At 41.7% G+C, this 20,468-nt stretch carries 18 protein-coding genes; 10 read left to right on the top strand and 8 right to left on the bottom strand.

What is annotated here, in order from left to right; genetic code table 11:
* Positions 1-73 precede the first annotated feature (73 nt).
* The 3 genes from tal (at position 74) to FSC11_RS06120 (ending at position 3,072) form a co-directional block, all read left to right on the top strand.
* Entirely contained in the window at positions 74-1,057 is a 984-nt protein-coding gene (gene tal, locus FSC11_RS06130) for a transaldolase (protein WP_005222474.1), read from the top strand.
* Between the two features lie 67 nt (positions 1,058-1,124).
* Positions 1,125-1,775, top strand: coding sequence for a leucine efflux protein LeuE (gene leuE, locus FSC11_RS06125; RefSeq protein ID WP_163165763.1), 651 nt, complete (start codon positions 1,125-1,127; stop codon positions 1,773-1,775).
* 124 nt (positions 1,776-1,899) lie between these two features.
* Complete coding sequence (locus tag FSC11_RS06120) at positions 1,900-3,072, top strand: benzoate/H(+) symporter BenE family transporter (RefSeq protein WP_163165761.1); 1,173 nt, start codon at positions 1,900-1,902, stop codon at positions 3,070-3,072.
* 10 nt (positions 3,073-3,082) lie between these two features.
* Here the strand turns inward: FSC11_RS06120 and FSC11_RS06115 are convergent, their stop codons facing one another.
* The gene (locus FSC11_RS06115) at positions 3,083-4,108 is read right to left on the bottom strand and encodes an alpha/beta hydrolase (RefSeq protein WP_163165759.1); all 1,026 of its coding nucleotides are present in this window, start codon (positions 4,106-4,108) and stop codon (positions 3,083-3,085) included.
* A gap of 266 nt (positions 4,109-4,374) precedes the next feature.
* On the opposite strand from FSC11_RS06115, the gene FSC11_RS06110 reads away from it, so the two are divergent.
* Both FSC11_RS06110 and FSC11_RS06105 read left to right on the top strand, forming a co-directional pair.
* Positions 4,375-4,818: a universal stress protein gene (locus FSC11_RS06110; protein ID WP_076753723.1), complete on the top strand. Its 444-nt coding sequence runs from the start codon at positions 4,375-4,377 to the stop codon at positions 4,816-4,818.
* A 123-nt stretch (positions 4,819-4,941) separates the two neighbouring features.
* Positions 4,942-5,388, top strand: coding sequence for a universal stress protein (locus tag FSC11_RS06105; RefSeq protein WP_004815649.1), 447 nt, complete (start codon positions 4,942-4,944; stop codon positions 5,386-5,388).
* A gap of 57 nt (positions 5,389-5,445) precedes the next feature.
* Here the strand turns inward: FSC11_RS06105 and FSC11_RS06100 are convergent, their stop codons facing one another.
* Both FSC11_RS06100 and pepN read right to left on the bottom strand, forming a co-directional pair.
* Complete coding sequence (locus FSC11_RS06100; RefSeq protein ID WP_026056698.1) at positions 5,446-5,655, bottom strand: hypothetical protein; 210 nt, start codon at positions 5,653-5,655, stop codon at positions 5,446-5,448.
* Between the two features lie 199 nt (positions 5,656-5,854).
* Positions 5,855-8,461: an aminopeptidase N gene (gene pepN, locus FSC11_RS06095; RefSeq protein ID WP_163165757.1), complete on the bottom strand. Its 2,607-nt coding sequence runs from the start codon at positions 8,459-8,461 to the stop codon at positions 5,855-5,857.
* A 223-nt stretch (positions 8,462-8,684) separates the two neighbouring features.
* Here pepN and FSC11_RS06090 point away from each other — a divergent pair, with 223 nt between their 5' ends.
* The 4 genes from FSC11_RS06090 to thiM all read left to right on the top strand — a co-directional run bounded on the left by FSC11_RS06090 (position 8,685) and on the right by thiM (position 11,818).
* Positions 8,685-9,131: a hypothetical protein gene (locus FSC11_RS06090; RefSeq protein WP_163165755.1), complete on the top strand. Its 447-nt coding sequence runs from the start codon at positions 8,685-8,687 to the stop codon at positions 9,129-9,131.
* 254 nt (positions 9,132-9,385) lie between these two features.
* Positions 9,386-9,643: a hypothetical protein gene (locus FSC11_RS06085; RefSeq protein WP_004815641.1), complete on the top strand. Its 258-nt coding sequence runs from the start codon at positions 9,386-9,388 to the stop codon at positions 9,641-9,643.
* Positions 9,644-9,797: 154 nt separating this feature from the next.
* Positions 9,798-10,958, top strand: a complete 1,161-nt coding sequence (locus FSC11_RS06080) for a hypothetical protein (RefSeq protein WP_163165753.1) — start codon at positions 9,798-9,800, stop codon at positions 10,956-10,958.
* 32 nt (positions 10,959-10,990) lie between these two features.
* Entirely contained in the window at positions 10,991-11,818 is an 828-nt protein-coding gene (thiM, locus tag FSC11_RS06075; protein WP_163165751.1) for a hydroxyethylthiazole kinase, read from the top strand.
* A gap of 26 nt (positions 11,819-11,844) precedes the next feature.
* On the opposite strand, the gene FSC11_RS06070 is transcribed toward thiM, so the two are convergent.
* Both FSC11_RS06070 and FSC11_RS06065 read right to left on the bottom strand, forming a co-directional pair.
* Positions 11,845-12,576: a hypothetical protein gene (locus tag FSC11_RS06070; protein WP_163165749.1), complete on the bottom strand. Its 732-nt coding sequence runs from the start codon at positions 12,574-12,576 to the stop codon at positions 11,845-11,847.
* Positions 12,577-13,001: 425 nt separating this feature from the next.
* Positions 13,002-14,528: a TerC family protein gene (locus FSC11_RS06065; RefSeq protein ID WP_004892844.1), complete on the bottom strand. Its 1,527-nt coding sequence runs from the start codon at positions 14,526-14,528 to the stop codon at positions 13,002-13,004.
* Between the two features lie 821 nt (positions 14,529-15,349).
* Here FSC11_RS06065 and FSC11_RS06060 point away from each other — a divergent pair.
* Complete coding sequence (locus FSC11_RS06060; RefSeq protein ID WP_005222487.1) at positions 15,350-15,814, top strand: MarR family winged helix-turn-helix transcriptional regulator; 465 nt, start codon at positions 15,350-15,352, stop codon at positions 15,812-15,814.
* Positions 15,815-15,907: 93 nt separating this feature from the next.
* On the opposite strand, the gene FSC11_RS06055 is transcribed toward FSC11_RS06060, so the two are convergent.
* The 3 genes from FSC11_RS06055 to FSC11_RS06045 form a co-directional block, all read right to left on the bottom strand.
* Entirely contained in the window at positions 15,908-16,567 is a 660-nt protein-coding gene (locus FSC11_RS06055; RefSeq protein ID WP_163165747.1) for an SOS response-associated peptidase family protein, read from the bottom strand.
* A 79-nt stretch (positions 16,568-16,646) separates the two neighbouring features.
* Entirely contained in the window at positions 16,647-18,092 is a 1,446-nt protein-coding gene (locus FSC11_RS06050; RefSeq protein WP_163165745.1) for an aldehyde dehydrogenase family protein, read from the bottom strand.
* A 182-nt stretch (positions 18,093-18,274) separates the two neighbouring features.
* Positions 18,275-20,440: a malate synthase G gene (locus FSC11_RS06045; RefSeq protein WP_163165743.1), complete on the bottom strand. Its 2,166-nt coding sequence runs from the start codon at positions 20,438-20,440 to the stop codon at positions 18,275-18,277.
* Between the last annotated feature and the right edge of the window lie 28 nt (positions 20,441-20,468).

Genomic DNA, 20,468 nt, shown 5'->3' with positions numbered 1-20,468 from the left:
GGTGAACACTTGGGAAATAAGCACTTTGTGATATAACAGAATGCATAAGCAATAACCTAAGAACTAGATCCAAATGACACAAAGTGCGTTAAACCAACTAAAACAATTCACCACCATTGTTGCGGACAGCAGCGATTTAGCTGCGATTGAAAAATTCCGTCCACTCGATGCAACCACCAATCCTTCACTGATTACTGCTGCAGCCAATCAGGCTGAAAACAAAGCTCTGATTGCAGATGCCTATGCGCAGGCTAAAACCGAAGGTTATGTGGGTAATGAACTGATTGAACGTACTATTGACATTCTTACGGTTAAATTTGGTGTGGAAATTCTTAAACTGATTGAAGGCCGTGTTTCCACTGAAGTAGACGCCTCCCTATCTTATGATACTGAAGCGACGATTGCCAAAGCCAAAGAATTACTGGCACTGTACGCACAGTACGGCGTTGCTTCAGATCGTATCCTGATCAAAATCGCATCGACCTGGGAAGGTATTCAGGCCGCACGTGCGCTGGAAGCCGAAGGCATTCATACCAACCTGACCCTGCTCTTTGGTCAGCATCAGGCACATGCCTGTGCAGATGCCAAAGTTACCCTGATTTCGCCATTCGTTGGCCGTATTCTGGACTGGTACAAAAAGGCTGAAGGTGTAGATCAGTATCCGATTGAAAAAGATCCAGGTGTGTTATCGGTAAAAAGTATTTATAACTTCTACAAATCACACGGTATACAGACTGAAGTGATGGGTGCCAGCTTCCGTAGTATTGATCAGGTGCTGGGTCTGACTGGATGCGACCTGTTAACTGTTGCACCAAACCTGCTCGATCAACTGGAACAGGATAACCGTGTTGTTGAGCCGCAGCTGTCTTCGGACCATGTGCCAAAGCAAGGGGCTTTAACTCCAATTAGCCAGGAAGACTTTAAACAGCAACTAGAACAAGATCCAATGGCTTCCCAGTTACTGGAAGCGGGTATTCAAGGCTTTATTAAAGCACGTGAACAGCTATCTACCCTGTTAAGCCAAAGTTTTACAACAGATTCAGAAATTAAGGCTTAAATCTTAATTCAGCTATAAGCCGATGCAGGTATAATGCCGCATCGGCTTTTTTGTATGTGGATTTTGCGTGTTTGGTATCACTGATTTAACGACCTTTATCATTGGAACAGCGTTAATTGTGATGTTACCCGGACCGAATTCCCTCTACGTCATGTCGATAGCTTCTCGCTACGGGATTAAAACCGGATATCAGGCCGCATTCGGTGTCTATGCTGGAGATATGGTTTTAATTTTCCTGACCGCACTCGGTGCAGCATCTTTACTGCATGCTTTTCCGGTCCTGTTTACTATTCTGAAAATTATTGGTGCGGTGTATCTGAGCTATCTGGGTATTAAATTGTTGATTGCGGCTTACCACACCTGGAATACCGTACATAGCAATGCACAGATCCAGCAAGCCGAGCAGAATCTGGAGCAATTACATCCCTTCCGTACCGCGATGACCATCAGCATTCTGAATCCCAAAGCGATTCTGTTTTATCTGTCTTTCTTTGTGCAGTTTGTTGATCCATCCTATTCATACCCTGCACTGACTTTTACGATTCTGGCAATTATTTTGCAGATCATCAGCATGTCTTATCTCAGTATTCTGATTTTTTCAGGTGCTACGCTGGCTCAATTTTTTGGGCATCGTTACCGTCTGACTTCACTTTGTGTAGCCAGTGTGGCAATCCTCTTTTGTGGCTTTGGGCTAAAACTGGCGACTTCAACTTTATGAAATGCATGATGTCCCAACAACTTATAACCCTACGTGATTTAGGTTGTTTTTGCCTTTAATAGCATTAGTGAAGCGCGTATCATAAGTGCACTTTTCACTCATACCGATTATCTCTGCAACGGATATGCAAAAATTCCTTCAAGACTTCTCCCTACCCGCAGCATTTGCCGGTTTTATTACTTTTTTAGTTGGGATCAGCGTTTCCTCTGTGCTGGTAATTCAGGCTGCACAGCTCTTAGGCGCGAACACAGCTGAAATTACTTCATGGTTCTGGGCCCTAGGGATCGGGATTGGTCTTTGCGGGCTTATTCTTTCCTGGAAGTTTAAATATCCAGTAGCAACTTCCTGGTCAACCGCAGGTCTGGCCTTAATCCTGGCAACCGGCACAGGCTATAGCCTGCCTGAAGCTTTGGGCGCTTTTCTGGTGTGCGGCCTTGTCACTGCCGTATTGGGGTTTTTAGGTATTTTTGAGAAAGTTCTGCATGCGATTCCGCAAAGTCTAACCAGCGCAATGCTGGCAGGAGTCTTACTTAAATTCGGGATTGGTCTGTTTGCCAGCTTGCAACATGAGCTGGGCTTTATCCTGTGTCTACTCGCTGCCTATATCATTGCCAAGCGGCTATCGCCCCGTTATAGCATTGTGGTTACCGTGATTGCTGGTGTCGCCCTATATCCCATATTTCTGGACTTTAATCCACCGAGCCTGCATTGGTCACTGGCTCATCCAGTCTGGGTGAGCCCTGAATTTTCCTGGACTGCGATTCTTGGTCTGGCCTTGCCACTCTTTGTTATTAATATGGCATCGCAATATTTACCCGGCTTGGCAATGATTAAAAGTTATGGTTATACGCCACATGTTAATCAGCTGATTGGCTGGACCGGCACTGCTCAGACCTTACTGGCTCCTTTTGGCTGTTTTGCCGTCAATATTGCGGCGATTAGCGCAGCGATCAGCCTGGATGATCAGGCCCACCCGGATAGCAAGAAACGTTATATCGCTGGTATGAGCTGTGGTTTCTTCTATATCCTCATGGGCTTATTTGCAGCCACACTGACCAGTATTCTTTTAGCCTTCCCTGCCGTTTTTATTACTGCACTGGCAGGTATTGCCCTGTTGGGCACCATTGGACATAACATTACACTCGCGTTCAACCACATGGATGAACGCGAGGCGGCATTATTAACTTTCCTGTTTAGTGCTTCAGGAGTGCAATTCCTTGGCATCGGTTCAGCATTCTGGGGACTATTGTTTGGCCTGATAGTACATCTGTTCTTTAAATGGCGTAAAACTTATTAAGAGTCTTATTTTAATTAAGGTTGGATAACACACCAGTAGGTGATTGCAGAAATTGAAGTGTCTGTTCAAAGGTCTGCTGGCTTTCTTTTTTACCCATATAAAACTGATATTCATGAATCAGCCATGTTTTTGATTCTGGATAAAAGATTTCCTTTACCGGAATCTGATTCGCTTTCAAGACCTGCACAAATGGATAGGACTGCGTTTCTGTGAGAAAGTCCTTGTTTCCACCACTGATCAGCACTGGTGGATAATTTGGAGTGATGTGCTGAATAGGTGAGATCTTTTTCAGGAACTCCACATCATGCCGGCGATCACCTGTATAGGCCTGCACCATATTATGAACTCCCCATTCAATCAGTTTGATTTTTTCTGGTGCCGTATCCACAAACGCGTTCAGGTCATAAATGCCACAGTGTAAAATTAGCCCTTTAAGCTGTGCAGGCTGGATTGATGGCACAAAGTCAGAGTTGCGGGCAAAAACCGGATTGGTTAACAAGGCCGCATAATGGCTGGCGAGATTGGCACCGGCAGAATCTCCAGCCAGATAAAGCTGATCTGGATCAATCTTGTATTGGGAAGCATGTGTCTGGAGATAAGCCAATGCCATATTAATTTGCCGTAGCTGGCTTGGATAAGTTGACCGAGGAGCAAGCTGATATTGCACAGACACCACGTTATAACCTTTTGATGCCAGCAGTTTAAAATAACCCCGTGCATGTTCGCGAGATCCGGAAATCCAGCCACCGCCATGAATCCAGATCACTGTTGGGCGTTGTTCCAGTTGAGTCATATTTTGTGGCTGATATAAGTCCAAACCTAGCCGCCGACCAGAATCATAGAGAATATTTTGCTGCACAATGACATCATCCGGTGCATAACGATCCATGATTTTCTGCTGTACAGCTGTCGTCATATTAAAAGCAGTGGCAATAATTTTACTGTTCTGTGCCGTACTCTGACAGCCATATAACCCACATAAAAGTATTAATCCTAATAATCCTTTTCCAGCTTTGACTATATGTGTATTCACCATATCTTGAATATTTCCACTAATAATTTTCCAAGTTTCAACGCTCTATATATTTTAACCCAACCAGCTTAATAGAGATTGAGCAAACCTGCTTAAAATCCGGGTATTCCAGTCTGTTTTATCTGCCAATCAGTCTACAGTTTTCGTAAATATATCACTGTAATTTAATGAATTTTCAGATTTTTTTATATTTTGCAATTGAACCCCCTCCGTCACTGTGCTATCAATAGTTTAAAGCAAGACAAAAACGAAACCGGAGTATAAATAAGATGGCCTATCAACATATTTTAGTCCCTGTGGATGGTTCAGAAATTTCTTTTTCAGCAGTACATCATGCTGCAAAAATTGCAAAAGCTTTTGGTAGCAGACTGACACTTGTGAGTCTGATTGCAGAAAATCCTTTTACTGAGGCAGATTTCTACTATAGCTCTGCCATTATGAAAGAATATTTTGTTGAAGCACATGCCAATGCCAAAAAAGCATTGAAACAAGCAAGCATCATTGCCCAAGAGGAAGGTGTGGAAGCCGAAACACATATTGTGACTGGTTTGGTGAATGCCGAGCATGTCGCAAATACTGCAGAAGAAACTGGTGCAGATTTGATTGTGATGGGTTCACATGGTCGTAAAGGCTTCCAGAAGATCATTCTGGGCAGCTTTGCACAAGATGTTCTGGGTGTGTCGGAAACTCCAGTGCTGATCATTAAAAAATAATCTGGTTCTGCGCATCCCTTGATGCGCATGACAATAAATCATGCTTTAAAGCACTGCTATTATTCATCACGCCAGCTACAGCTGTATCCTGTTTCCAAGCGTGCATCATTATCAGGAATTTTTATGAAGCATTATCAACATATCCTGGTCGCAATTGATGAATCGCCTATCTCTTATGCGGCTGCAGAACATGCGCTCGATATTGCAAAAGTTTTTGGCAGCAAAGTGACCTTAATCAGCGTCATTGCAGTTGATCCTTTTTCTGGAGTAGATTTTTATAAGGTTGCCCCAGCTGTTACCGATTACTTTATGCAGGCCGAGCAAAATGCACTGGATAGGCTTAATGATCTAAAACATACCTTTACGCGTGAAGGTATAGATCTGGATATTCGGATTCTACACGGCATGTCACCCTCGGAAGGCATTCTGCAAACCAGTCATGAATTACCTGTAGATTTGATTGTGATGGGTTCACATGGGCGTAAAGGATTACAAAAACTGATTTTAGGCAGCGTGGCACAAAATGTACTCGGCTTGGCTGAAACTCCAATACTAATTGTCAAAGAATAAATACCCTTGCTCATCAAAAAGCCTGTCTTAATGACAGGCTTTTTGATTTTCTAGAAACTAGCGAATTTTCTGGTTCAATTGGTTGAGGAACATTTCCGCTTCCAACTGGGAGCTGAACACTTTAATATATTCACCAGATTTCTGTACCGAATTTGGCGTGTATTCCAGATGAAGTTCGAATACTCCACGCGTACTGTCCTTGATGACTCGCACAGCAATAATGTGTTGAGTATTTAAATAAAATCCATCCTCAATTTTAAATAACATTTCAATTCGCCCAATTATCAGATCATCTTGATCTTTACATCGTGAGCGCCTGAAAATGGCGTCACACATACTTCGATATGTGTTGCTATAGTAAAGCAAAATTTAATACATACTTTCTTTAATAACATATTGAATAAATATTACTGATGTTCTAAATAAAAAAGCCGGATATTAAACCCGGCTTTTTCACAAGGTTTAATTAAACACTGAGCATACTGTTCAAGGTTTCACAAACATTTTTAGATTTGACCAGCGGCTTCAGAGCTTCAAGCTGAGCTTTCACTTCACTACGTTGCGGTTCAGCCAGAGTATACCAACGAGAGAGAACTTGAAGCAGACGTGAACCGACAATCGGGTTTTTCTCATCCAGATATTTCGCCAAAGTAATATAGTACTGTACACCAAAACCCCAGGTATTGACCGGATTTGCATTCAAACCACCACTTACAGCACGAATACGGTTCGGCACAGCCAGATCATAATCAGGATGCTGTGTCAGATAAGCAATCGTTTCAGCAGTTGCTTGAGGATGCGCCGCCTGCACCATAAACCATTGATCTAAAGATAAAGCTTCATCTTCAAAACGGCTATAGAAGTCTACTAGAACTTCTTGGGCTTGTGGTGCATCATTCCAGACCAGGACTTTAAGCGCTCCCAGACGTTCAGACATGTTCCCGGTATGATACTGCTCATAAGCCAAATCAAAAGCAGAGTCATCCCCTTGACGTGCGATCATGGTAAGCATGATATTTCTTAATGCACGGGTACCCATTGCCTGAGAGAAATCAGATTGCAGATCTGGATCAAGTGACAGGTAAATTTCTTTGGCAGTATCAGCAAAAGCACGTGCCAATTTATTCAGTAAGGCGTTACGTTTTTCCTGAATTTTGCTTGGACGATAGTCCACATCAATCCGGCTGCCAAGATAACCCTCAGTTGGCACATCAAACAGACGAGATGCCAATAACGGATCCTGTTCAATTACCCCCGGCAAGGTATTCAACATCGCCTGAACATAAATGTCCGCAGGCTGATCATTCAGGAGAATACGCTCAAGTAAAGTCTGGGTCGCCTGCCAGCGATTAAAACCATTGGTTTCATACTGTAGCAAGAAGGCCAGCTCTTTATCCGAATAGTTAAATTCCAGATTGACTGGTGCCGAGAAGTTACGCAGTAATGACACCACTGGTTTTGCTTTTACCCCAGTAAATTCGATACGTGACTGCTCCTGATCAAACAGGTACACCCCATCTTTGACACCATTTTCAAACAGCGCTGTTGAATTCAAAGTCAGTTGTTCACCACTCTCTGCATCAAACAGGGCCAATGCCACCGGAATCGGGACAGCTTGCAGATTTGGATATTTCGGGTGTGCTTTCAGGCTTTGTTTAAAGTTCAGGCAATAGGTCTGTGCTTCTGCATCATATTCACCATGCACTTCCAGCTTTGGGGTACCTGGCTGGTTATACCAGATCAGGAAGCTAGATAGATCGACACCAGAACCTGCGCTTAATGCTGCAACCCAGTCTTCCACCGTCACTGCCTCACCATCATGACGGCGGAAATATTCATCTGTACCCATACGGAATTTGGCTTTGCCGAGCAAGGTCGCCATCATACGGTTAATTTCCGCACCTTTTTCATACACCGTCGCAGTATAGAAGTTATTAATTTCTACAAAATGGTCTGGACGCGGTGGATGCGACAATGGACCTGAATCTTCAGGGAACTGATGCGCCTTAAGCACTGCAACATCATCAATACGCTGTACGGCTGCAGACTGCAGATCTTCAGAGAAAGACTGGTCACGGAAGACAGTCAAACCTTCTTTTAAACACAACTGGAACCAGTCACGGCAGGTAATACGGTTACCGGTCCAGTTATGGAAATATTCATGTGCGATCACTGACTGTACCCGCATGATTGCAGCATCAGTGGTAAATTCTTCATCTGCCAGTACACATGAAGTATTAAAGATATTCAGACCTTTATTTTCCATTGCGCCCATATTAAACGCGCTCGTGGCAACAATCATGTAATTATCGAGATCATAAGGACGACCATAGTGTTCTTCATCCCAACGCATAGAGTGCTTTAAGGCTTCCATGGCAATTTTACATTTTGGGATGTCTTTCTCTTCAGCATAAATTTCAAGTGCTACATCACGGCCTTCAGAAGTGGTATAGCGATCTTTCATCACCGCCAGATCACCGATCACACAAGCAAACAGGTAACTTGGTTTCTTTGTTGGATCTTGCCAGATCGCATAGTGACGGCCTTCCCCCGCTTCACCCGTTTCAATCAGGTTACCATTGGCAAGAAGTACCGGGAATTTCTTGTCTGCTTCAACACGTGTAGTAAAAACAGACAGGACATCCGGACGGTCCGGATAGAAGGTAATTTTACGGAAACCTTCTGGTTCATTCTGAGTCACAAACAGATCCGAACTGGCTTGATACAGGCCTTCTAATTGGGTATTGGATTCAGGATGAATACGAACAACAGTTTCAATCGTAGCCTGATCCGGTGCATTGCCAATCACTAACTGTTCAGTATCAAGCTTGTACTCACTTTCAGAAAGTGGCTTACCATTAACATGAATTGATTGCAGTTCCAGATCACGACCGAGTAAAACCAGCTCACCTTCAGTCTGACGCTGCATTACCAGTGTAGCGCTGACCAGTGTATGATCTGCATAAACTTGAATATTGAGCTCAACCGAGTCAACGATATAAGAAGGTTTTTGATAATCTTTTAAATAAATGGTTTGATCTGCTTCGATCGCTGGATTAGCCGCAATATTCATATTAATGTCCTGATCTTTTTACACAGCTTATGTAAAGCAAAAAATGTTAATGATATTGATCATACGACAACTTAATCTGCCTGTCTGTGCATTTCATTGTGTTTTTATATATGGGACTAAACTGGAGTTATTTCAATTCAGGTATTTAAATTACTGAAAGTAATTGACTTATATTTAAACAATAAACAAAAATATGCCGTCTTAAGATATTACTAAAATAAATATGAAAAAAATTCTAATGCTTGCCGGCTTTTCTGTTTTCCATATCGCTTCTGTTCAGGCTGCAAACTATTCAGGGAAAATACCCTATCAATGTCTGGCTTCCACACAAACCAATACAATTCTTATGATCAGTGTCGCCAACTCTGAACCTGACCAGATTCAGGATGTGATGTATTTTCCACATTTAAAAAAGATTAACCTGTCCTACGATTCTGCTATGGGTGTGGGGAACCCACCCTCTCTCATACATTATAATTACTTTGAAATGCTCAGAGAAAAACAAACAGGTGAATATACTTTTGCCGTAAACAAAGACAATCAAATTCTTTTTGCAATATATACCAGCCCGCAACTGAGCATGCCAATCTCGTTTGGAATACAGCTTAATCTGGCAAGAAAGGAAGCACTGAATCGCAAGTTGGCCAATCAGTTGCGTGCATGTATTTAAGCCTATGTACATTTTCATGCACAAGTCTGCATTGAAAAGCACATTAATATGGAATTAAGTATCTCCAAGCCAGAAACCAGTCATTTCAATAATGGTTTTAAATATTTTTAATATTAAATAAATCAGTATCCTACATTCAATTTATTCTGCATTTTAAAAGTTCAGTACATAAAAAACAGTTTGTGCATACTTCTTGCTTTTATTTAAACGTGCAGATTACACAACTATATCTACAATAAAAAATGAGGTGAACTATGTATCTTAAAGAACATATCGTACGTGTTGAAAACATCAAGACCCTGCAAGCACTTGATCAAGCCAATATTGACCATAAAGTAATTGCACTATTTATGAGCTGTGAGGGCATCAAGATGCAAGCCTATGAAGTGGGTGCTATTCTAAACAGCTATAATGCACTCGGTTCCAAAAAGGTTCAGCCTAAAAAAGTCCAGGCTTTAATTAATGCCAAACATCTGGGTGAAGAGGACGAAACTCTGCCTTGCCCAGTCTAAAGGCCATTTTCGACAATAAATAGAGGGCCACTTGAGTGGTCCTCTTGCCTGTCTGATTATCAGCTCATGATGAAAACTTTAGCCTGAACCACACCTGCCCAAGCTGCACTGTGTATAATGATTTTCCTTCTTCATTTTACGATTGCTAGTTGATATGACGCTTAATGTTTTGCAGAAACAGCTTGATGAAAGTACCGCATGTCCCTTGTGTCAGGCAGCAATGTACTGGGTCGAGGCAGAACAATTTGATCAGGAACTGAATTATCACGAATGCAGTCACTGTCATCATCAGCTTTATCCTGACCAAAAACATAATTGCTTCTGTGCAAAATGTCTGGCCAATCGTAGACGTCAAATGAAGGAAACACGTCTCCAGGAAAATCGCCAGCATCAAAGTAAGAAAGATGTACATCAATATGAATTAGGTCAGCTCAGCTTTTTAAACAAATTATTTTTGCTGGCGATTCTGGATGATCATGTACATGAGCACAGTCAGCACGCTGAATATATAGACTGGGATCAGATCAAATATCACAACATCAGTCCAAATTATCTGATGCAAAATGCTTTGGTTAAACGCCTCAGCAAGGAAAATATTCTAAGTCTGAAAGACTTTAATGCCGATCAGCAGCACTATTATATTAATGTGCGTCTGGATGGTTATTCAGAGCCGAGCCTGTTCAGCATTACCCAGCAATTACGCCATTGGTTCTTTGAGAATTTAAGCAAAGGTGTGCCTTTTAAAAGTGCAGATGAAGTTAAAGAAACCCTATATTTTCTGCTGTATCAGGAAGTGATTCAATTTGCCCAGTTTTATTGTCGTAGCTGGGGCATTCAGATTGCGGGTAATAAAAGCTTTCAGACTTTCTGCTACCGTATGCTGGATGTATTGGCAGTCGGACAGATTTATTATCTAGTACAAACGGCGCTGGAATACTTATACAAACAGAAAGCCTTGCAAGCTCGCAATGAAAATTTCATCAATACCAATTTGCTGAAAAAAACCCTGCAGCAGTACCGTGAACGTGCCATCAACGAAAAATGGGAAACCTCTACCCTGCCGCGCCCACCACAATTGCCTTTAAGCAAAATGAGTGCAATTCTGTTCTTTCGTTTCCTTGGCTATGATGAAAATATTTTCTTCCAGCCAATCTGGCGTTCATGGCAGCAGATTGAGCCTCGTTTAAAATTCTATTCCAATAAACGCTGTATGCATTGTGGTTCCGAGGAACTGACTGTGGATTATGATGCCACGGACTATGTCAGTCTCTGCTGCCGCAACTGCAAACATCAAGACCATTATTTTACCCGCTGATGGATTCAGCCAGACGCACTGTGAATATCAATATGAATACCAATCTTTCTCAACTGCACCATGACATTCTAGAAGGTGTTTGTGATGCCTGGACAGCATTACAACAACAGCAACCCTTAGTGCATATCATGACCAATGCTGTTGCCAGTAATTATGTAGCGAATGTTCTACTGGCTGCGAATGCTGCACCTGCCATGATTGACAATCCTTTTGAAGCTGAAAATTTTGCCCGAATTGCAGCGGCCGTCAGTTTGAATCTGGGAACACCAACATCTGAACAAGTTCAGGCCATGCTGATTGCTGCACAGACTGCGAATGCGATTAAAAAACCCTGGGTGCTGGATCCCGTTGGTTATGGTTTAATTCTGCACTGGCGCTCAGAAGTGACTGATCAATTAATGGCATTTCAGCCAACTATTGTACGTGGCAATGCCTCCGAGATCGGTACTCTGGCAGGCAAACAGGTTACAGGCAAAGGTGTAGGTACGACATTAGACAGCTCAAAAGTCTATCAACAAGCTAAATCATTACTGGCACAATGCCAGTGCATCGCCATTTCCGGAGAATCAGATTACATCATCTCCCAGGATTATCCTGTGATTAAGGTGATGGGCGGATCAGAATTACAGCCACGTGTGACTGCAACAGGTTGTGCCTTGGGTGCATTGATTGCAGCTTATAGTGCTGTGGCTAACCCGGTAATTGCGGCAACTGCTGCACATCTGCATTTCGCGATTGCCGGTAAAAGAGCTGCTGAAATTACTTCTACACTGGGCAGCTTTAATGTTGCCTTTATCGATCAGATTCATCTGTTGAATCCTGAAATTATTCAACAATATGCTGATTTTGAGCTGCTTTGATTTATTATCATTAAGGAAAGCTGTGTCTAGTGCACAGATTTCCCGAAAGCCAGATTCATAATTGTTTCAGAAATTGTTTTGAAATCTAAGCGGCAAACACACATCAATCCTTTCCCATCAAAATAGTCTGGCACGTGCTGCATAAAGAACTGGTAATGAACATCACTGCGTTTGCGCAGTCGAATCAACTGATCTGGCGTGACTTTAGGCATCAGTGCCGGTGCAACATAAATACCCTGCCCACGTTTATCTACCTGAGACTTGTATCTGTGCATCAGCTCAAGTACGGATTGATGAGCAATCGGCATGGTGTAACCTTTTCTTGGATAAAAATAACGACTACGTGAGGCAAACAAGGTATAGACCTTCGGCTGCATCAAGGTGGTGACAAACCAAAGTGGAATAGCCGGATAACATAAACGATAGCGCAAAGCCACACGAATGGCAGTCTTTAAAGTCAGATTACTACGACGATACTGTTCCAGTACGCCGGCACGTGAAGTCACCACAAAAACAGGCTTATCCTGCAGCTGCAATTTGAGAATTGGCATAATATTCTGGCCAATCAGCCGCTCTCCGACGAAATACTGTATGACTGGTACAGAAACTGCTTCTGGATCATGTACATATTGATATAGCTGTTCAACAGGCGCAAAGGGAAAAATGAGTTGATCAAATTCCAGCATCTGCTGAAAAAAATCATGTTTCTGCTGGGCTGGCAAAGTTGCAAAATCAATGATGGTTTCTCTGATTTTCATGTATGTCATCCATTGAAGCGGCAGGCAGATCAGTTAATTCATGATACTTTTCTACTGATTCCAAGCTAAAAGCGTGTGATTAGTAAATCTTCTGATTTGGCAGATTAGCATAGGATTTTTAAGTTCTTATACACAATATCAGACTTATCAGTTACCAAATAGTTCACTATAAATTTAAGTTATTGAATTTAATAGTTATTATATATAAATAATGAGACCTGTATCAAGCTTTTATTTAATTATGTATTTTTAACCTCAATTTTTCAGAGAAAATAAGTAATTTTTATAGTTTTTAGCTGACTGATTAATTTCCAAGCTTAAAATTATTCTACTGTCTGTATCACAGTATTTAGGCATAAAAAAGCCAGCAAGTAACTACTTGCTGGCTTTTCCTGGATAAACCAGTTTAAGTCAGAACATCAAACTTAACCTTGGTAATGGATATTCACCGACTTAATACGATTATTTTCCATTTCAGTCACTTGGAAGGTAACCTGTTGATGCTCCAGTGTTGTACCAACTTCTACATGACCATTGGTTTTATCCAGAATCAGACCTGCAACACTGATATAACCAGCATCTTCTTCAATTAGATCCAGCATACCTAGCTCTAGTTCCAGCTGATACAGATCCAGCATGCCTGAAGCAATCCAATGCGTATCATCCACACGAACTAAATCCAGCTGTTCGTCTGCATCCGGGAATTCCCCTGCAATCGCTTCAAATACATCTAGTGGTGAAATCAGACCCTGTACATGACCAAACTCATCACTCACCAGAACCAAAGAACCTTTAGAAGTCCGCAAGGTATTAATTGCATCAATAACCTTCATATTTTCAAAGATAAAGATAGGACGATGACGCTTAATCAATGCTTTTAACGCTTCTGGTTCTTCCAGTACATCCAGCAATTCTTTGGCACGAACAACGCTGATCACCTTATCCAGACTGCCACGACAGACTGGAAACAGACTATGCGGTACCGACAAGATTTTTTCACGAATCTGCTCTGGGCTATCATCAAGATTTACCCAGGAAATATGGCCCCGCGGTGTCATAATAGATGCTACAGAACGTTCCGCTAAAGTGAGCACGCCACCAATCATATAGCGCTCTTCATCTGCAAAGGTTTCTTGTGCTTCAGCATTCATATCTGGACTGCTGGTTTCTACTCGGCCGCCCATCAATTTTAAAATCGAGTCGGCAGTACGATGACGTAATGGAATTTTTGCTTCATGTTTTGCAACATTGCGCTGACCAAACTGGTTAAACGCCTCAATAGCAATAGCAACACCAATACCTGAATAGATATAGCCTTTTGGAATATGGAAGCCAAAACCTTCTGCAATCAAACTGATACCAATCAAGAGTAAGAAACTTAAACACAAAATCACGACGGTTGGATGACGATTGACAAAGGCAGTTAAAGGTTTGGATGCAAGCAACATCACCATCATTGCGACAACCATTGCCACCATCATCACATAGATGTTGTCGACCATACCAATTGCGGTAATCACCGAATCGAGCGAGAAGACGGCATCTAGAATCACAATCTGAGCAACAACGGCAGTGAAACCTGCATAAACGACATTCGTTGTGACTTTGACTTCAGGCTTGCCTTCCATCTTCTCATGCAGCTCTCCCACAGCCTTATAGACTAGGAACAAACCACCACCCAAGAGAATCAGATCTCGGCCAGAGAATGTTTTATCAAATATGGTAATTAAAGGTTCGGTTAAGGTAACTAACCAAGAGATTGCAAATAACAATCCTAAACGCATAAACAACGCCAGAGATAAACCAATCACACGGGCTTTATCGCGTTGTTCAGGAGGTAATTTTTCAGCCAGAATGGCAATAAAGACTAGGTTATCAATACCTAAAACGATTTCAAGAATAATAAGTGTAATTAAACCCACCCAGATTCCGGGATCTAATAAAAACTCCATTAGAGAATTACCCCGTTCGAGTAAGCTAGAAATAAAGATGGAAGATCAACGCACGGCGAGGGATCCATAATTTTAACCTTTTTGACTTAAGACTCTCTTATTATGCACAAAGCTTTTAATTTGTAATGGTCTTTTTATATTAATTCGGTAAATACTTGTTTATATAGAATTCTCTGCAAACTGGTCAGCGATTAATAGCCAGGATTGTTCTTTAGTACTTCACTTAACCCCTGTCTTCGTATTAATTTAGCTGATATGCGAAAAAAGCGTTACTGTCCAAGTCACTCATCAGTTTTCGTAAACAATCACCCTCTCATCATCAATTTCAGTACCAGCTTTTCTCAGATATATCCCTAAATAGAGATAACGCTTAGAGATATTTTCATAAATAGTTTTAGTAACAAATTTCTGAATAGCGGAATGAAGAATGACTTAATAAAGACGGTACTATCCTCACATCAGTGATCTTCCCCACGTTTTCTTATTTTATTTTAAAAATTAAAATGACATTCATCGGGTTAAATACACCTTCAAGTTTAACTCTTATTACTAAATCTTTCTTTCATATAATTTTATTTCTAATTGAATCAAAGTTCATAACAAATTTCCCGATGTATGGCAGAAGTGAATAGGTAACAGATGAGTTAAAAATAGGTAAACTTAGGTCTTTCTCGACCAGCCGATAATTTGTGTCAATTATTAGCATTATTAAAAACATTGATTCACATTTTGTCGCATTTTTTAAAAATAATGGTTGAAACTTATATAAACATTTTCATAGAATGTAACTGCCTTACAAAAATAAATACAAGGAATCTACCATGACTAAAAAGTATGCGAAGTTTTTGCCTTCAACAGAAGAATTTACTTTAGAAAATTTTCCCTACTATTGGGTTACTCAAGTCCACGCACAATATGTTTTAAATGTTGATCACGCGCTCAAGAAATATGGCGTTGACAATTCACGTCGCCGTATTCTGCTTGCCTTAAAAGCGAAACCACATGCAAGCGTGTCTGATCTTTCCGAGATGGTGGTTTCTAAAATGTCGACCACCACGAAAATCGTCTATCGTCTTAAAGACGAAGGCCTGGTTGATACTTATTCTTGTGAAGACGATGCACGTATTACGCGTGTGGTTCTTACAGAAAAAGGACATGAGATGTTCCATAAGATTAATGACCTGACTAACATTGTTCTGGAACAGTCATTTGAAGGCCTAACACCACTTCAAATCGAAAAAACTATGGAAAGTTTACGTCACATCTTCAAAAACCTTGCGCGCTGATCTAAAAACTATAAAAAACTGATCAGGCACTAGCGTGACTTAAGCAGAAAGATGAATTCATAGGCTAGATTTATCTTTCTGCTTCTCCAGGAATCATTCAAAAAAATTCATTTGGGGACTGAATTTTTTGAGCACCTCCTTGGGTACATGTGAACACTCAAACTCCTCTACGGGAAATCCCTCAACAAAAGACTGTATATTTGGTGATTTCAGATTTAGCCATTCATCCATACGCTGATGTGGAATCACAATGACAGAACGCTTGATATTTCCCGGTTCATGGAAATCCTTCATCATAGGATGATCAATTGCGTCCATGGTAATCATGGTGCTTGAACGTACGATCTCATCCTGCACGCGCGCAATTTCATATAGGGCAGCAATATAAAATGCTTTCCCATCCTTACGTCTTACACCCCAGCGCTTTGGCTTATTATCGAAATATTTAGACTCATAAAACTCTGTTACCGGGATTACGCCAAATTTACATTTCGCTGTTGCCTCGGCAAAACTAGGCTTCTGTAGCAAGGTTTCATTACGGGCATTATAAGTGCGAGTTCCGATGGTTTTATCCTCAGCCCATTTTGGAATCAAACCAAAATTCACCGAGCGCCATTCCAAACCAAATTCTGACTTGAATAATAAAGGCAGCTGATAATTGGGATAGACTTCTTCTGGATATTCAAACGGAATTTCAGGAAGATTAAGGTCATGCAGTTGCTGCAAGGTGAGCGGTTTAAAGTTAGCGCACATAAAATCTTTAAAAACAAAAAATCACCGAAATATTATAATACTTCGGTGATCACAGACCTGTGTGTTTTTGCTAACAGGACTATTGTTTTGGCAAGGTCATCCAATGTGTACGGGTAAATTCCTCAAAGATCCAACGTCCATTAAAACGCCCCAGACCTGAGTTTTTCTCCCCACCAAATGGTGCATTTGGTTGGTCTGCAACCGTAATTCCATTAATGTGCGTCATACCCGCATCTATCTGAGCAGCAAAACGTTCACCGCGTTCAATATTTGAGGTACAGACTGCGCTGGAAAGCCCAAAGCGAGAGTTATTTGCCAAATTCACTGCATGTTCTTCATCATCTGCTTTTAGGATCGGTAGAATCGGACCAAAACTTTCTTCCTGAGCGATTTCAAAGTAAGGATCGACATGAGTAAAGATATGCGGTGCCACTACATTTCCTTCTATACCGCCTTCATAGACCAGCTGTGCATCTAATTGTTTGGCATGTTCGATAATCTTGCGATGCTTTTCAACTTGGCTCTGATTAATAATTGGTCCAATGATGGTCTCTGGCAAGTCGGGATTACCCACAGGGATGGTTTTCACCCGCTCTATCAGCTTATCTACATAAGCATCATGCAGGCTCTGATCAACAATGACCCGATTGGTACTCATACAGATCTGTCCTTGATGCATAAAGCGTCCCATAACAGTAAGTTCTACTGCCAGATCCAGATCCGCATCATCCAGAATGACCAAAGGTGCATTTCCACCCAATTCCAGTGCAAGACGTTTCATACGCGAACTTGACAGTGCTTTACTTCCCACACCCTGCCCAACTTCAGTTGAACCAGTAAATGAAATCATTTTTGGAATAGGATGTTCGACAAAATAATCACCGATTTCTTTACCAGCACCGACTACCACATTAAAGACGCCATGTGGTGTACCCGCTTCTTCAAATAATTTTCCAAGCAGTGTTCCACCCGTGACTGGCGTATCGCTGGCCGGCTTGAGTACCACCGTATTTCCGCAAGCGATTGCGGTAATGACTGAACGCATGGATAAATGAAAAGGGAAATTCCAAGGGCTAATTACTGCAATCACACCAAGCGGTTTACGTATCACAATACTTTTACGTGCAGGATCTCGACTTTCCAGCTCTTCTGGCTGGATTAGATCCGGAAATTTAGCACTTTCCTGAATGATTCCCAGCGATGCATCTACTTCAAGATTTGCCTTAAAGCGCGTACTACCAGATTCCTGGATCAACCAGTCTACAATCTCTTCACGGCGTCGCTGAATGATATTGGCCAGGTTTTGGATCAGCCCTTTACGCACCTGAACCGAAGTTAAGGTACCTTGCTCAAACGCTGCCAGCGCTGCCTGATAAGCAGTATCTACATCTTCAGTACTTGCTGCCTGCAAGGTAAAAATTTCCTGTTGAGTATAGGGATTAAAATTTTGAATCGTGTGGATCGAGCCGCCTTGCTGCCATTGCCCGCCAATAAATTGTTGATCTAGATTTTGATAGGCTGTCATTTCCATCCCTACAACTTGTGAATTTTTCTCTACTTTATCAGAACAATTTTATAGATCAGAGCTGAGCGACGAATTGTTACGCTTTTATCGACAAATTTATATGTTTTCTATTTTTAATAACTGATTCATTTTAGACAGCCAACAAAAAAGCCTCCGAAGAGGCTTTTTTAGATCAGACAGGATTAGTCACCTGTATAACCTTTCAATTTTAAACGCGCTGCATGAAGTAAAGGCTCTGTATAACCTGCAGGTTGCTCACCACCCTTGAAAATCAGGTCAGAAGCAGCCTGGAATGCAATATTGTTATCAAAGTCAGCTGCCATTGGCGTATAGAATGGATCATTGGCATTTTGCTCATCCACAATTTTTGCCATACGCTGCATCACTTCTTCAACCTGTTCACGAGTTACGATACCGTGACGTAACCAGTTTGCAACGTGTTGAGAAGAGATACGTAAAGTTGCGCGGTCTTCCATCAAACCTACATCGTTAATATCAGGCACTTTTGAACAACCCACACCCAGATCAACCCAACGAACCACATAACCCAGGATACCCTGACAGTTATTTTCCAGTTCTTTCAGTTTCTCTTCTTCTGTCCAGTTGGTGTTGGCCGCCAATGGTGGTGTTAACAAGTCATCAAGAGGCAATGCTTCAGTTGCAAGTAATTCTTGCTGACGGTTTGCCACATTAATTTGATGGTAGTGAATCGCGTGAATCACTGCGCCTGTTGGAGACGGTACCCATGCACAGCTTGCACCTGCTTCTGGATGCTCAGTCTTGGTTTTGTACATGTCTAATAGCATATCCGGTTTCGGCCACATACCTTTACCAATCTGTGCTTTACCACGTAAACCTGTTTGCAAACCGATCATTACGTTACGGTTTTCATAAGCCGGGAACCATTTTTGACCTTTGATTTCGCCCTTACGTACGAATGGACCTGCTTCCATGAAGGTATGGATTTCGTCACCAGTACGGTCCATGAAACCGGTATTAATGAAGATCGTGCGGTCTTTGGCCTGAGCAATACAGTTTTTCAGGTTAACAGAAGTACGGCGTTCTTCATCCATGATACCGATTTTCAGGGTTTTTTCAGGCAAGCCAAGCGCTTGTTCAGCACGCTCGAACAGTTCAACTGCAAATGCCACTTCTTCAGGGCCATGCATTTTTGGCTTCACGATGTACATCGAACCTTTGCGTGAGTTCTTGATCGTGTTTTCACCACGAATGTCAGCAATCGTAAGAAGCGGAGTAACCAATGCATCCATGATGCCTTCATAGATTTCTTCGCCATCTACCAAGATCGCCGGGTTAGTCATCAAGTGACCTACGTTACGAAGTAACATCAATGAACGACCGTGAACTTTAGTTTCACTACCTTCCAGATTTTTGAAAGTACGGTCAGCATTCAGTTTACGGGTAACTGTCTTGCCGTTCTTTTCAATTGACTCTTCAAGCGTACCGCGCATCAAGCCTAACCAGTTACGGTAGCCTTCTACTTTTTCTTCAGCATCAACGGCTGCAACTGAGTCTTCCAAGTCTTGGATTGTCGTTACAGCTGCTTCAAGCACCACATCTTTTACGCCAGCTGCATCAGTTTGACCAATTGCGCTTGCTGCATCAATTTGGATGATTGCATGTAGACCATTGTTTTTAAGTACAACTTCTGTTGGTGCAGAAGCTTCGCCGTTATAACCTACAAATTTAGATGCATCTGCAACAGTTGTTGTAGAGCCATCTTTTAGCGTTACAACAAGCGCATTTCCTTCAACCGCATATTTGGTTGCATCGGCATGTGAACCATTTGCCAATGGGAAAGTTTCGTCTAAGAAGTTTTTCGCAAATGCGATAACTTTTTCGCCACGTTTTGGATTATAGCCTTTACCTTTTTCTGCGCCATCTTCTTCAGAGATTACGTCAAAACCGTAAAGTGCATCGTATAAAGAACCCCAACGTGCGTTTGCCGCATTTAAGCAGTAACGTGCATTACGTACAGGTACCACTAACTGTGGGCCTGCCAATAGTGCAATTTCTTCATCTACGTTTTCAGTCGTAATTTGAAAATCTTCTACTTCTGGTAGCAAGTAGCCAATTTCAGTCAAGAAAGCTTTGTAAGCTTGTAATTCAAATGTGTTATTGCGGTGCCATTCATCGATTTTCGCCTGAATGTCATCACGCTTAGCCAAAAGTGCTTTGTTTTTAGGGCTAAGATCAACAACGACTTGTTCAAAGTTCTTCCAGTATGTTTCGCTGTCCAAACCAGAACTTGGTAGTGCTTCATTTTCGATAAAATCGTAAAGTTCTTTAGCAATCGCTAACTTGCCTTTTTGAATACGTGCAGTCATTGTCTTTCCTGATATTGCTACTTTTTAT

The sequence above is a fragment of the Acinetobacter schindleri genome, from assembly GCF_010918895.1.
Taxonomy (GTDB): Bacteria; Pseudomonadota; Gammaproteobacteria; order Pseudomonadales; family Moraxellaceae; genus Acinetobacter; species Acinetobacter schindleri.
This window is presented reverse-complemented; position numbering and strand designations above follow the sequence as displayed.